The 12,540-nt window shown below is 67.4% G+C and carries 13 protein-coding genes; 6 read left to right on the top strand and 7 right to left on the bottom strand.

The window, feature by feature from the left end; translation table 11 throughout:
- Positions 1-77 precede the first annotated feature (77 nt).
- Positions 78-1,628 (top strand): winged helix-turn-helix domain-containing protein, encoded by a 1,551-nt coding sequence (locus AD72_RS23730; RefSeq protein ID WP_031468776.1) that lies wholly within the window; start codon positions 78-80, stop codon positions 1,626-1,628.
- 10 nt (positions 1,629-1,638) lie between these two features.
- On the opposite strand, the gene AD72_RS23725 is transcribed toward AD72_RS23730, so the two are convergent.
- Positions 1,639-2,736 carry a sensor histidine kinase gene (locus AD72_RS23725; protein ID WP_051898935.1) on the bottom strand — a complete coding sequence of 366 codons (1,098 nt, stop codon included), beginning with the start codon at positions 2,734-2,736 and terminating at the stop codon, positions 1,639-1,641.
- A complete protein-coding gene (locus AD72_RS23720; RefSeq protein WP_031468774.1) occupies positions 2,733-3,389 on the bottom strand; it encodes a response regulator in 657 nt (218 codons plus the stop codon). Before AD72_RS23720 ends, AD72_RS23725 begins: the two co-directional genes overlap by 4 nt.
- A gap of 185 nt (positions 3,390-3,574) precedes the next feature.
- Between AD72_RS23720 and AD72_RS23715 the strand changes: the two genes are divergently transcribed.
- Together AD72_RS23715 and AD72_RS23710 are read left to right on the top strand one after the other, a co-directional pair.
- Positions 3,575-3,979: a hypothetical protein gene (locus AD72_RS23715; protein ID WP_156365350.1), complete on the top strand. Its 405-nt coding sequence runs from the start codon at positions 3,575-3,577 to the stop codon at positions 3,977-3,979.
- A 92-nt stretch (positions 3,980-4,071) separates the two neighbouring features.
- Positions 4,072-4,305, top strand: a complete 234-nt coding sequence (locus tag AD72_RS23710) for a hypothetical protein (RefSeq protein WP_051898933.1) — start codon at positions 4,072-4,074, stop codon at positions 4,303-4,305.
- Between the two features lie 66 nt (positions 4,306-4,371).
- On the opposite strand, the gene AD72_RS23705 is transcribed toward AD72_RS23710, so the two are convergent.
- Positions 4,372-5,166: an SDR family NAD(P)-dependent oxidoreductase gene (locus AD72_RS23705; RefSeq protein WP_031468773.1), complete on the bottom strand. Its 795-nt coding sequence runs from the start codon at positions 5,164-5,166 to the stop codon at positions 4,372-4,374.
- A 16-nt stretch (positions 5,167-5,182) separates the two neighbouring features.
- Positions 5,183-6,016 (bottom strand): aldo/keto reductase, encoded by an 834-nt coding sequence (locus tag AD72_RS23700; protein WP_031468772.1) that lies wholly within the window; start codon positions 6,014-6,016, stop codon positions 5,183-5,185.
- A gap of 121 nt (positions 6,017-6,137) precedes the next feature.
- On the opposite strand from AD72_RS23700, the gene AD72_RS23695 reads away from it, so the two are divergent.
- Positions 6,138-6,590 carry a MarR family winged helix-turn-helix transcriptional regulator gene (locus AD72_RS23695; protein ID WP_031468771.1) on the top strand — a complete coding sequence of 151 codons (453 nt, stop codon included), beginning with the start codon at positions 6,138-6,140 and terminating at the stop codon, positions 6,588-6,590.
- On the opposite strand, the gene efeB is transcribed toward AD72_RS23695, so the two are convergent.
- From efeB to AD72_RS36775, 3 genes are read right to left on the bottom strand one after another with little or no spacing between them, the layout of a single operon-like run.
- Positions 6,579-7,808, bottom strand: a complete 1,230-nt coding sequence (gene efeB, locus AD72_RS23690; protein ID WP_031468770.1) for an iron uptake transporter deferrochelatase/peroxidase subunit — start codon at positions 7,806-7,808, stop codon at positions 6,579-6,581. The genes AD72_RS23695 and efeB overlap by 12 nt on opposite strands.
- A gap of 23 nt (positions 7,809-7,831) precedes the next feature.
- The gene (gene efeU, locus AD72_RS23685) at positions 7,832-9,880 is read right to left on the bottom strand and encodes an iron uptake transporter permease EfeU (protein ID WP_031468769.1); all 2,049 of its coding nucleotides are present in this window, start codon (positions 9,878-9,880) and stop codon (positions 7,832-7,834) included.
- Between the two features lie 54 nt (positions 9,881-9,934).
- A complete protein-coding gene (locus tag AD72_RS36775) occupies positions 9,935-10,105 on the bottom strand; it encodes a hypothetical protein (RefSeq protein ID WP_156365349.1) in 171 nt (56 codons plus the stop codon).
- On the opposite strand from AD72_RS36775, the gene AD72_RS23680 reads away from it, so the two are divergent.
- Together AD72_RS23680 and AD72_RS23675 are read left to right on the top strand one after the other, a co-directional pair.
- Positions 10,104-11,099 carry an amidohydrolase family protein gene (locus AD72_RS23680; protein WP_031468768.1) on the top strand — a complete coding sequence of 332 codons (996 nt, stop codon included), beginning with the start codon at positions 10,104-10,106 and terminating at the stop codon, positions 11,097-11,099. The genes AD72_RS36775 and AD72_RS23680 overlap by 2 nt on opposite strands.
- 49 nt (positions 11,100-11,148) lie before the next feature.
- Positions 11,149-12,177: an ankyrin repeat domain-containing protein gene (locus AD72_RS23675; protein ID WP_031468767.1), complete on the top strand. Its 1,029-nt coding sequence runs from the start codon at positions 11,149-11,151 to the stop codon at positions 12,175-12,177.
- Positions 12,178-12,540 lie beyond the last annotated feature (363 nt).

Below are 12,540 nucleotides of genomic sequence, written 5' to 3'. Positions count from 1 at the left end.
AAGGCCACCGTTCGCTGCCCGCTGTGGCAAGCTGACGCCCAGAACGATCTCCGGATCGAAAGGTGCCTGGCTTGCGTGTGCTGCTCGTCGAACCCGACGAAGATCTGGTCGTGGCGTACCGCTTCGTGTTGCGGGAAGCCGGTCTCCAGGTCGACGCGGTGGAGGCCTTCCAGGCCGTCGAACCCGCACTCGCGGAGAAGCCCTACGACGCCGTCGTTTTCGATCGTCGGTTACTCGAGGAGCACCCGTCCGGATACCTCACCGATGAGCGAATGGCGGACTGGCGGGTCCCGATCGTGCTGGCGTACCGCCTCGATGACGGAACGTTCGTCGTGCCGGATGTCGCCGGGCGGCAGGTGCCCTCGATTCCGCCGAGCGGATCGGTTGTCACACAGCGCACGGTCGTCCGGCCGTCCGTCCACCGCGTCGGGGAGCTGGAAATCGACACGGAGCGGCGCGAGGTGCACCGTTCCGGGGAATTGCTGAGCTTCACGCGCAGCGAGTTCGACGCGCTCGCCCTGCTCGCGGCCAACGTGGGCGATCCGGTTCCCGATTCGGAACTGCTCCACCATGTCTGGAGCGACCGGGTCGATCCGGGGGCCGGGCGGCTCCCGATGCTGATCGACCGGCTGCGTCGCAAGCTTCGCCACCCCGTACAGGTCAAACGGGTACCTGACTACGGATACCTGCTCAGTGCCGAAGTCGGTGTCGAACCGCCGCCCCGGCCAAGCGCCGATGAACGGCCGGTCGATCCGGTCCCGCCGAGTGCCATGCTCGAACTGCCGGGGAACCCATTTCGCCCGGTCGCCAGACCGTCCGTCCAGCACGTCGGGGACCTGGAAATCGACACGGTACGGCGCGAGGTGCACCGTTCAGGCGAATTGCTACCGGTCACCTCCGAAGAGTTCGACGTGCTCGCCCTGCTCGCGGAGGACGTGGACCGTCAGGTCTCCGAAGCAGAGCTGACCGCACGCATCTGGAGCCCGATCGATCCGCCCGCCGAGCCACTCGCGGTGCTGATCACCCGGCTGAACCGCAAGCTGCGCCCATCCGTGTCCATACGGGAGGCAGACAGCGACGGATACGTACTGGCGATCGAACCGGTGCCCGCATCGGAGCTGACCATCCCGGTCACCGTCTACCTGAGCGAGGAATCCGCGCATCGCGAGGTGCAAACGGCGGTCGAGGACCTGATCCAGGCGGCGGGCGCGGACATCGTGCATCGGGACAGGCCGGTGTTGGGCTCCTGGTTTCGGCGGATGTGGGCCAGGATGGGCCCGATCGCCGATTCCGAGCTCGGGCGTATCGCCACCCACACCCTCGAATCCCGTCTGGTGCTCGAGCAGGACGCCACGGTCACCGCGACGATGATGCAGCACCTGGGACCGTTACTGGCCGGGCTGCAAAACACCAGGGACGCGGTGATCCGGGTCGGCGCGCTGCTGATCGTGAAGGCCGACTGGGCCGTTTCCGTGCACCAGCTCACCGCGGAACAGCAACTCGTGCTCGATCACCACCCGCAACTGCTCACCGCGCCGCACGAGGTGCTCGATGCCCTGCGGCTGCCCGCGGATGCCGGGCACGGTGACCAGCAGGCGATCGGAGCGCATCCGCCCGATCTTTGCTAGCCGCGCCGCGTCATCGGCTTGGTTGCGGGCTCGGCTTCGGGATGCTGATGTGCAGGGAGTACCCGGTTTCGTCGGCGTGCGTGGTCAGCGTTCCCTCCAGCAGCTCGACGCGTTCGCGCAGACCGACAAGGCCGTGTCCGGCGGATGGCAGTTCCAGTGCTGTGGTGGCCGCCGTGTTGTGCACGGTGAGCGAAAGGAGATCCCGTTCGGTGCGGGCGGTGATGTTCGCGGTGGCGCCGGGGGCGTGTTTGCGAATATTGGTCAGTGCCTCCTGGACGGTGCGGTAGATGGTGCGCTGCACGGTCGCGGGGAGGTCATCGGGGAGCCGGACGTCTGTGGTGGCGGGGATTCCGCTGTCCGCGATGAGCGTGCCGAGATCGGCGATGGTGGGTTGCGGAACCAGGGGCGCGGGGCCCTCGTCGGCGCGGAGCACGGTGATCATCTGCCGCAGTTCGTCCAGTGTCCGGACCGCGAGGCCGCGGATGTTCCGTGCCGCGTCGCCGACCGTGGAGTCCCGGGTGTTCACCTGGAGCGCACCGGACTGGACGGCGATGAGACTGACCTGGTGGGAGACGGCATCGTGCATTTCCCGGGCGATCCGGTTGCGTTCGGTGGTGAGGATTTCGTGTTCGCGGCGGTCGCTCTCCAGCTGCCGTGCCTCACCGAGCTCCCGTAAGCGGGTGGTGAGTTCCGCGCGGGTGCGCACGAGCAGCCCGAAGGCGATCGGTGCGGCCACGGTCATGATTCCGTAGATGATGGAAAGCCCGATATCGCGGACATCCTCGAGATCCGGCCAGTCGATGGCGAATCCCGCCAGGGCGATCACTCCCGCGAGGGCGATGGCCCAGCGGCGCGGTTCGCTCACGGCGACGGAGTAGAGCGCGAGGAGGGTGGCGATCATCGGGGACACGGTGAACAGTGCGGGCAGCACCAGCAGGAACGAGAGCCATGGTGCCCGGTTGCGCAGGACGAGCCCGGCCGCGGCGATGCTGGCCAGGACGATATCGGTGACAGAGTTCGATTCCAGCGGAAGCAGACCGTCGGCGAGGGCGATGCCGACCAGGAACACGTGCATGGACACCGTGGCCAGCCGGGTGCCCCGGATCATCGGTGTTCCATCGGGCGGGTGTTGAGCCCGCCGCGTTCGGCGACCAGCGCCGCCTGCAGCCGGGTGGTGACCCCGAATTTCGCGAGAATTGCGCTGACGTGGTCTTTCACGGTTCCCGTGCTGACATGGAGCCGGCGGGCGATCTCGGTGTTCGATTGGCCCAGGGACAGCCGGGCGAGTACTTCCCGTTCTCGCTGGGTCAGGGTCTTCAGCAGCCGGGCCGCCGTCCGGTCACCGGCACCCAGGTATCCGTCGATGACGGTTCGGCTCACCTTGGACGAGAGCGCGATCCCGCCGGCCGCGAGGGAACGGATCAACAGGGGAAGCTGTTCCGGATCGGTGTCCTTGACCAGAAAACCGGCGGCACCTTCGCGCAGGGCCCTGGCGATGTAATCGTCCGAATCGAAGGTGGTCAGTATCGCGACCACCGGTGGTGCGTCCAGGCGGCGAATATCGGTCAGAATGTCCATTCCGTTGCGCTGCGGCATGCGGATATCCAGCAGCACCACATCCGGGCGATCCCGCGCGATAACGTCCATCGCCGTGACTCCGTCACTGGCCGACACCACCTCGATATCCTCGGCGGCGTTCAGCATCATGGTGAATCCCGACCGGACGAGTGCCTCGTCGTCGATGATCGTCACCCGGATCATGCTCGTCCTTTCTGTCCCGAGAACCAGCGTATAGCGTTCGGTGCGGCCCGGGTAGCGATGGTGTTCGCGGTGGCCACCTGGCGGGGGTGAACCCGTCAGGTGGCGGATACGAATGGCGGGACAATCCGGCTAGATTGGCGAACGTACCCGCTTGATCGCTGAACGGAAAGATTCTGGCAAGGCGCGTGGCGATCGATTACTGGACTAATTTTCCAACCGCTGAAATGTATCAGATCACAATTATCCTCTTGATCGCCTCGCTCATGAGTCTCCTGGCGCTCGCCGCCTATCAGGAGGTCAGGAGTCAGCGAAAAGTGCGGATCGGCGTAGCCCGGGCGCGGGAAAAGCGGCGATCGTTGCTACGGGCGATCGATACCGCGGCCCGGGATGGCGCATCGATGTCCGCGGCCGCTGCGCAAGCATTGGAGGACGCCAGGGACAGGCTGGTCCTCTGCGATCGGCAGCTGGCCGAGGTGCATTCGATACGGCAGGCGGACTGGGCGAGTAGAACGGCAGCCGAGGGGCTGGCCTATGTCGATGCCGCAAACGTTGCGCTGGACATCGGAAGCCCGCCGGGACGTTGGTCCTGAGTCAGGACGGCCGATATGGCGCCGTCACCGAAAACCGCTGTGTCCTTGTCGACGGTGCCGAATATGCGGCCGCGCCCTGTTCCGGCGCGAGGATGTCGTTCTACCACCCCGGCGGGACCGTGGCGTTCCGGCTGGTTCCGCGTGGCTGGTACAGCCTGCCCTGGTGGCGCGATGCCGCGCGCTTCGGCTATTGGTCGAATACCGCGACGGGCATTTACTCCGCCCTGTTCCAGGACATGCCCGGCATTCCGGACGTCAAGGCGTGGAAGAAAGGTGCCGGGGCGGATCCCGAGGACGATCCCTTCGACGAGGTGCGCGACTGGTGACCCGAACAGCACCGGGAGCACACCGCGCCCCGGGCTGTTCGGACGTTGGGCTGGGCCCGCTCCGAATCAGGGCAGGATCGAATCCACGTAGCCGCCGTCCACCCGAACCGCGGCCCCGGTCGTCGCCGAGGCGAGCGGGGAAGCCAGGTAGGCGGAGAGGTTGGCGATCTCCTCCGGTTCGATGAGCCGCTGCAGCAGCGACTGCGGCCGGTGCAGGCGCATGAATTCCCGCTGCGCCTGATCCCAGGGCAGCGCGGGATCCACCAGCTGGTAGACGAAATCCTCCACCCCCGCGGTGTGGGTCGGCCCGGCGATCACGGCGTTCACCGTGACCCCGGTACCCGCCGCCTCCTTCGCGAACCCGCGTGAGGCGGCGAGCAGCGCCGTCTTGGAAACGCCGTAGTGGATCATCTCGGCGGGGATGACGATCGCCGAATCGCTGGCGATGTACTGGATCCGTCCCCAACCGGCCTCGGTCATACCCGGAAGATAGGCGCGGGTGAGGCGGATCGCGGCGAGCACGTTCACCTCGAAGTAGCGCCGCCATTCCTCGTCGGTGATCTCCATGGCGGGCTGTGCGCCGAAGATGCCGAGGTTGTTGACCAGGATGTCGGCCTTCGGCAGCGCGCCGAGCAGTTCCGCGGTGCCTTCCTCGCTGGTCACATCCGCCGGGGCGCCGATGAGTTCCGCCCCGGGCACCTGTTCGGCGAGCTCGGCGACGGCGCGGTCGACGGTCTCGGCTTTGCGCCCGTTGACCGCGACCCGGGCCCCGGCCGTGGCCAGGTTCCTGGCGATGGCCAGTCCGATGCCCTGGGTGGAACCGGTGACGAGTGCGGTTTTCCCGCTGAGATCGATACGCATGGTTTCTCCTGCGAATTCAGGCGCGGTTGAAAACGTCCGGGTCGGGCCCGGTCCGGTGGCCCGCTTCCAGGCCGGCGATGCGCTCGGAGTCCGTGGTGTCCAGTTCGAATCCGAACACCTCCAGGTTCTCCCGGATCCGCGCCGGAGTCACGGACTTCGGGATGACCACGGTGCCGCGCTGCAGATGCCAGCGCAACACGATCTGTGCGGGTGTGCGGCCGTGTTTCGCGGCGAGTTCGGCGATGACCGGCTCGCCGAGCAGTTCCCCGCCCTTGGCCAGCGGGCTCCATGCCTCGGTGACGATGCCCTGCTCGGCGTGGAATGCGCGCAGCGACTCCTGCTGCAGGTAGGGGTGCAGCTCGATCTGGTTGACCGCGGGTACGAGCGCGCTGGTCTCGGCCAGCTTCCGCAGGTGCGTGGGCTGGAAGTTGGATACTCCGATCGCCCGGATGCGGCCGTCGGCGTGCAGCTTCTCGAAGGCGCGCCAGGTTTCCGGGTACTGCTCGAGCGCCGGGGCGGGCCAGTGGATCAGGTACAGGTCGAGGTAGTCCAGGCCGAGCTCACCCATGCTGGTGTCGAAGGCGCGCAGGGTGTTGTCGTAGCCCTGGTCGGCATTCCACAGCTTGGTGGTCACGAACAGGTCCTCGCGGGCGAGTCCGGATTCGGCGATGGCCCGCCCGACTCCGGACTCGTTGCCGTAGGCGGTCGCGGTGTCGATGCTGCGGTATCCGGCCTCGAGTGCCGAGCTGACCGCCGCGACGGTCTCGGCCTCGGGTACCTGGAAGACCCCGTACCCGAGCTGGGGCATGGTCACACCGTTGTTCAGTGTGACGTTCGGAATGGCGGGCATGGCGGTGATTCCTCCCGAGTCGGTAGTATAGAGCGTGCGAAGCAACTACCAGCCTACGCCGGTAGTTGCACACGCGGGTTATTGCAAGGACAACTGTAGCAGAAGTGCGGGAGTGGTGAAGGTGTCACTGGCCGAGGATGCCGTCGAGGCACGGGCGAAGGGCTGGCGCACCCTTGCCTCGCTGCACGCGCGTATCGAGGACCGCCTGGAGCGCGCGCTGCGGGCCGGGCACCAGCTCTCCGTCAGCGAGTTCACCCTGCTGGAAGTGCTCTCCCGGCAGGACGGATTCCACCTGCGGATGAGTCAGGTGTCGAACGCGGTGGTGCTGAGCCAGTCGGCGACCACCCGGCTGGTGAGCAGGCTGGAGAATCGCGGTCTGTTGCAGCGTTATCTGTGCCCGACCGATCGGCGCGGCATCTACACCGAGCTCACCGATGCGGGGCAGCGGCTGCTGCGCGAGGCCACCCCGACCCACGATGCCGCACTCGCCGAGGCGCTCGAGGAAGCGGGCGATCGGGCCGAGCTCGCCCCGCTGGTGCGCGCGCTCGCGAAGCTCCCGAAGTCAGCTCAGTAGCCCGCGCGCGAACCAGTCACCCGGCCCGGTCACCCCGGGAACCACGTAGAAGTACCCGCCGCCGAAGGGCGCTACGTAGTCGACGAGCGGTTCGTCGATCAGCCTGGTCTGCACGGTTTCGAACTGGCGGTGCAGATCCTGTTGGTAGCAGACGAAAATGTGCCCGGCTTGCATCGTCGAGTTCAGGTCGATGCCGAGGTCGTAGTTGTAGGAGCGGCGCAGCAGCCGTTGTGGTTCGGTCGGCGCGGTGCGCGGATTGGCCAGCCGGATGTGCGCGTCCATGGGAATCACCGAACCCTGCGGATCGGCAGCGTAATCGGGTGTGTCGAACTCGTTGCTGCCATCCAGCGGGGCACCGGAATCGCGGCGCCTGCCGAACATCCGCTCCTGTTCGTTGATCGAGACCCGGTCCCAGAACTCGACGTTCATCCGGATCAGCCGCACCACCTGATAGCTGCCGCCACGGGCCCATGCGGGTTCGGCCGGATCGTCCACCCAGATCAGCTGCTCGGCATTGTCCCCGGTCGGATTGGCGGTGCCGTCCTTGAACCCGAGCAGGTTGCGGCCGGTTCCGCTCGGCCGCGGTGGCGAGTTGTACCCGTCCATCTTCCACCGCGGTTGCATCGCGCCCCTGGTGTGCCGTGTGATGTCGCGCAGCGCGTGGTGGATCGTGTCCGGATGGTTGGCGCAGCACTGCACCAGCAGATCCCCGTGCAGCCAGGCCGGGTCGGGCTGATCGTTCGGGAAGGTGCGCATCGGGGTGAGCCGTTTGGGTTTGCGGTCGCTGAGGTCGAACTTCTCGAACAGGCTGGCGCCGAGTGAGAGGGTCACGGTCAATCCGTCGGCGGGCACCACGCCGCCGAGCACGGCACTGTCCGCGGGCGGCTGCCCGACGCCGAGATCCGGTGGGGTTCCGCCGGTGCACAGGAACCGCGCCCGTTCGGTGAGCGTGCGCAACAGTTCCGCGAGCCCGGCGCGATCGTGCGCGGTCACGTCGAAGGCGGCGAAACAGGCGTTGCTCTGTTTACTTGCCGGGCCCGGGGTGAGGATCCCGGCCTGCTTCTCGCCGTGGAAGGGATACGCGGCGGCGGTGGTCGTTCCGGGTTGGCTCGCGCTCGCGTCGACCCGCGCGCCCTCGGCGAGCAGTCCGGCGGTCAGCGCGGTTCCCGCGGCACCGCTCGCGGCACCACGGAGGAAATCCCTGCGGTTGACACTCATCGCATTTACTCCAGTGTGGACAGTCAGTGCGTCGGGGGGATCTCGAGCAGGTCGGGCACGGTGTCGAGGGTTTCCAGCACCGCACCGAGCGCGGCGTTCACCTGCTGGCGCACCGGAAGCGGCACGTCCGCGTGCGCGCGGCCGCCGGTTGCGGCAACGGCCTGGTGCAGCCGGTCGAGCTGGCCGGAGATGCGGCGCACCAGACCGGGTTCTCGTTCGGTCAGCAGTGGTTCCAGTTCGCCGAGCAGCACCCGGGTAACGGTGATGTCGGCATCGGTTTCGGCATAGCCCGCGTGCGCACCCTGATCACTGACCCCGGAGAGGTGATCGCGCTGCGCGTCCTCGAGGGCTTCGTGGGCGCGAACCGGGAGATTGGTCGGGTCCCCGGCGAGGTCATCGGAACCGAGGTCATGCACCACGGTGCCGATATCGGTGAGCAGCCGGTCCGCGACCGGGAGCAGTTCCTGCGGGCTCTGCCCGTGCCAGAGCCCGTATTCCAGTCGGTGCAGCCCAGTGAACCCGGGATCGCTCGCGCCGCCGGGCAATCCGTCGGGCAGCCCGGCCACGGCCGTGCCCGCCTCGCCGAAACTGTTGTATGAGGCACCGACCCGTTCCCAGTCGAGCTGCGCGGTGCGCCAGGTGTCCCGGGCGGAGTCCAGGTCCCCCTTGGCGAGCTGATCGCGTAGCCGCCGGGTGTCGCCGGTGAGCTGGTTCAGTACTCCGGCGGCATACCGCTGATACGCCTGGTTCGGTCCCTCCAGGTCCTCGGTCCGCACCGGTTTGACCGCGCGCGGGCCGCCCGGGGTGAGCCCGTGCACCGTGACCGCGGCGGAGCTCATCGCGGGTTTCCCGGACATCAGGCACCGGAAGCTGTAGGTCCCCGAGCCGAGCGTCGCGGTGAGCTGGGCCGTGGTCGCCGGGCCGATCGTCTCGATCTCGCCGATGATCGCGCCCCCGGAATCGTCCAGATTGATCTCGCCCGCTTTGTCCGAGCGGTTGGTCACGGTGAAGGTCTGCGCGCCGGAACGGGCGGTCGTCCAATCCTTCGCGCAGGAGTCCCCGGTCACCGTCACGGTGGTCGCGGTTGCGCTCGGCGCGGGCAGCGTGACCACCACCCCGGTCGTGATCAGCACCGGAACCACGACCAGTACCGCGGCCACCAGCCAGGTGTGCCGCCCGGCCAGGTACGCCCAGCGGCTCGGCTGCTCCGATCGCTCCGGCTGCTCGGCCGGGGCAGCCGGGCGCGGTGCGGTGTTCCTGGCGCGCAGGAACACGGTCAGCGTGATCGCGAGGTAGACCACCCAGGCGACGACCTGCAGCACGGTCATCCGCGGGGCGAGTTCGGTGACCCCGGTGATGATCGATACCCACCAGGAGCCCGGATCGATGCTCCCGGTCAGATCGAAGGCGACCCAGGTGTGCCCGGGCAGTATCCCGGCGTCCTGCAGGTCACCGAGGCCATAGGCGAGCACCCCGGCCGCGATCACCAGCAGCACGATGGCGGTTCGGTTGAAGAAGACGCCGAGATTGAGCCGCACCGCCTGCCGGTAGAGCAGCCAGCACAGGCCGATCGCGATGGCCAGGCCGAGCGCCGCGCCGAACAGTGGGGCGACCGTGGCACCGGAGGCCTTGACCGCCGTCCACAGGAACAGCGTGGTCTCCAGTCCCTCCCTGCCGACGGAGAGGAACGCCGTGAGCGTGAGCGCGCCCGCGCCGATGGCGACCGCGCGGTGCACCTCCCCGCGCAGCTGCGCCGACATGCTCGCCGCCGTTCTGCGCATCCAGAAGACCATCCCGGTCACCAGTGCCACGGCGAGCACGCTCAGCGTTCCGCCCACGATCTCCTGCGCCGAGGAGGAGAGCACATCGGTCGAGTAGGTCAGGATGGTCGCGAACCCGGCGGCGACCGTGACCGCGCCGAGCACGCCGAGCCAGATCGGGGCCGTGCTGATCCGTTCGCCGTGCGGCACGGCCTTGCGCACCGCGGCGAGCAGGATGCTGACCACGAGCCCGGCCTCGAGGCCTTCGCGCAGCCCGATCAGCATGTTCGGCAAAGCGTCTGCCCAGGACATAAGCAGGGATGGTAAGGCAAACCTAAGCTCAGTGCAGCGTGGCCTGAGGCACTTCTACCCAGGGGAAACGGCCAACTGCGCGGGGTATCGGAGCCGCGGCAGGACGAGCTCGCTGATCTCCAGGTCCACGACCGCCGCGCTGTGTTCGCGGGCATCGTCCACGATCGATCGGTTCGACCGGGACAGCAGGTCGATCGAGCTCAGTGCCTGCTGTACTGGAGGCATGAGCAGCGCACCGGACTCGGGCCGGGTGGATTTCCACCATCACTTCCTTCCCAGCGGCGAACAGGCCACTGCCATGATCCGGCGGCTCATGGTGGACACGGAGTGGTCGAGCCCGGATGTGTCCTTCCCGCGCTGGACCCCGGAGATCAGCCTTTCGGCCATGGACTCGCTCGGTATCCGGACCGCGATCCTGTCCCTGCCGAACGATCTGGAACACGCGCTCGCGCCCGAGCAGCGGCGAGGCTTCGCGCGGGAGGTCAACACCGGGGCCGCGCGGATCGTCGCGGAACACCCCGGGCGTTTCGGTTTCTTCGCCCACCTGCCGACACCCACCGATATCGACGGTGCCCTCGAGGAACTGCGTTATGCCCTGGACACCCTCGGTGCGGACGGGGTGACCCTGACCAATGTCTACGGCAACGGCGCCGAGGCCCGTTCGCTCGGCGATCCGGTCTTCGAACCGTTGTGGGCCGAACTCGACCGGCGCGGCGCTCTGGTGTTCCTGCACGGCGAACAGACCTTCGGCAGCAATGGCGCGCCCAGCCGGTTCCTTCCGGTCCCGGTCAGCGAAGTGCCCAACGAGACCTACAAGGCCGCCGCGGACCTGGTCACCAGCGGTCGTAAACGGCAGTTCCCGAACGTGCGGATCATCCTGTCCCACTCCGGTGGCAGCACACCGTTCCTCGCCTCCCGGGTCGCCGGATTGTCCCCGCTCCTGGGCTGCGAGCTCACCCCCGAGGAGATCATCGCGGACTTCCGCACCTTCTACTTCGAGACCGCGCTGTCCGGTTTCGAAACCAACCTGCTCGCGCTGGAGAACTTTGTGCCCGCCGGACAGATCCTCTTCGGCACCGATTTCCCGGCCATCCCACGCGACACCGCCGCCTGGTACACCGGAAACGTGGACCGGTACTGCGCCGACCGCCCCGAACTATTCGGCAGGCTGATGCACGGCAACGCGGAACGGCTGCTGCCCAGGCTGTCTCCTCGATAGGGTGGAGCCACACGTTCCCGGCAAGGGCGGACGGAGGTGCACGGTGCCGATGTCTTTCGAGCGCGCGCTCGTCCGTGCCGACGCCGCAAGCCTGGCGTCCCTGCTGCACGCCGACCCATCCGGGAGCACCACGCCCGTCGACGGTCTCGCACCCCTGGTCGTCCTGCTCACCCGGTCCGATGCCCGGCAGCCGGTGATCCGCGAATGCGCACGGATCCTGCTCGACGCGGGTGCCCGGCCGGACGGCGACGCCTTCTATCACGCCTGTGAACACGGCGGGGCACAGTTGCTCGAGCTGTTGCGGGTGCCGGATTTCGCGTTCGCGGTCAACCACAAGCTGGATTTCGAGGACCGTGCGGGCCTGCACTGGTTCCTGCGCCAGGACATCGATGTGAACGCGCACCGCTGCCTGCACCACGCGATCGCGCGCGGTCGCGGAACGACGATCCTCGAAGACCTCATCGCGGCCGGGGCGGATGTGAATCTGCCGTGGGACCGCTGGGACATCGGACGGCTCCCGCTCGCCCTTGCCGCGCGCTGCGGGCACCTCGCCGGCTACGAACTGCTGCGGGCGCACGGTGCGAGTGCCGAACTCGACGAGGTCGATGCCGCGGTGCTCGCGATCGCCGAAGGCCGTTCGGTGCGCCTCCCGGATGCCGTGCCACCCGCGCTCGGCATGGCCGGCGAGGACTACGGCTGGATACTCGGCCAGTTCGCCCTGCTCGACCGGATCGAGGTTGTGCGTGCCCTGCTGGACGCGGGGCTGTCCGTGGACACTCGCGGCTGGAGTGGTTTCACCCCGATCGATCAGGCCGCCATGCACGGGCGCACCGGGATGGTCCGCCTGCTCATCGAACGCGGAGCCGATCTGACCGACTGTGCCTTCGACGAGGACGGCCCGACCCCGTTGGACTGTGCCCTGTGGGGAGTGGTCGACAACCCCGCCGAGGACGGTGACTTCCCGGGGACCGTGACGGCATTGCTCGAGGCAGGCGCGCCGACGAGGCGCGAGCCACCGATCGGAAACCCCGCGATCGACGCACTCCTGGAGGCCTGGGTCACACCACCGGACCGGTGAGCGGGGCCTGTCGTGCGTACACCGCGCTCACAGCCACTCTGACCTGGGATGATCATTTAGGGGACCCCCCTGTTTGAGGGGTGTTCGGCGTCGTGTAACTTTATTCCTGTCAGCGCGGCACGGACCCGGTGAAAACGGGGCCGAGCGTTGGTGGAGAGTACAAGCCCCTTTGATTGTGGCCGGGTTTCCGGTTGTGGTCGGGTGTGCGTGTGTTCTTTGAGAACTCAACAGTGTGTCATGCTTTTTATGTTTTTTGGTGTGTTTTTACCCCCGTTGGACAGTGGAAAGCTTGTGGGCCTTTTTGGTTCTGGTTTTCTGGTTGTTGACGGTTTTTGAGTTTACATTTTTTTGCTTGGATATTTT

The sequence above is a fragment of the Sciscionella sediminilitoris genome, from assembly GCF_000737195.2.
GTDB lineage: Bacteria > Actinomycetota > Actinomycetes > Mycobacteriales > Pseudonocardiaceae > Sciscionella > Sciscionella sediminilitoris.
The sequence above is the reverse complement of the archived record's forward strand: the minus strand, read 5'-3'. Positions and strand labels throughout refer to the sequence as shown.

Excerpts from the sequence above, each read along its gene's own strand:
- AD72_RS23710 (WP_051898933.1), top strand. The coding sequence starts at position 4,072 with ATGTCGTTCTACCACCCCGGCGGGACCGTGGCGTTCCGGCTGGTTCCG.
- AD72_RS23675 (WP_031468767.1), top strand. The coding sequence starts at position 11,149 with ATGTCTTTCGAGCGCGCGCTCGTCCGTGCCGACGCCGCAAGCCTGGCG.
- AD72_RS23705 (WP_031468773.1), bottom strand. The coding sequence starts at position 5,166 with ATGCGTATCGATCTCAGCGGGAAAACCGCACTCGTCACCGGTTCCACC.
- AD72_RS36775 (WP_156365349.1), bottom strand. The coding sequence starts at position 10,105 with ATGCCTCCAGTACAGCAGGCACTGAGCTCGATCGACCTGCTGTCCCGG.
- AD72_RS23680 (WP_031468768.1), top strand. The coding sequence starts at position 10,104 with ATGAGCAGCGCACCGGACTCGGGCCGGGTGGATTTCCACCATCACTTC.
- AD72_RS23725 (WP_051898935.1), bottom strand. The coding sequence starts at position 2,736 with ATGATCCGGGGCACCCGGCTGGCCACGGTGTCCATGCACGTGTTCCTG.
- efeB (WP_031468770.1), bottom strand. The coding sequence starts at position 7,808 with ATGAGTGTCAACCGCAGGGATTTCCTCCGTGGTGCCGCGAGCGGTGCC.
- AD72_RS23720 (WP_031468774.1), bottom strand. The coding sequence starts at position 3,389 with ATGATCCGGGTGACGATCATCGACGACGAGGCACTCGTCCGGTCGGGA.
- AD72_RS23700 (WP_031468772.1), bottom strand. The coding sequence starts at position 6,016 with ATGCCCGCCATTCCGAACGTCACACTGAACAACGGTGTGACCATGCCC.
- efeU (WP_031468769.1), bottom strand. The coding sequence starts at position 9,880 with ATGTCCTGGGCAGACGCTTTGCCGAACATGCTGATCGGGCTGCGCGAA.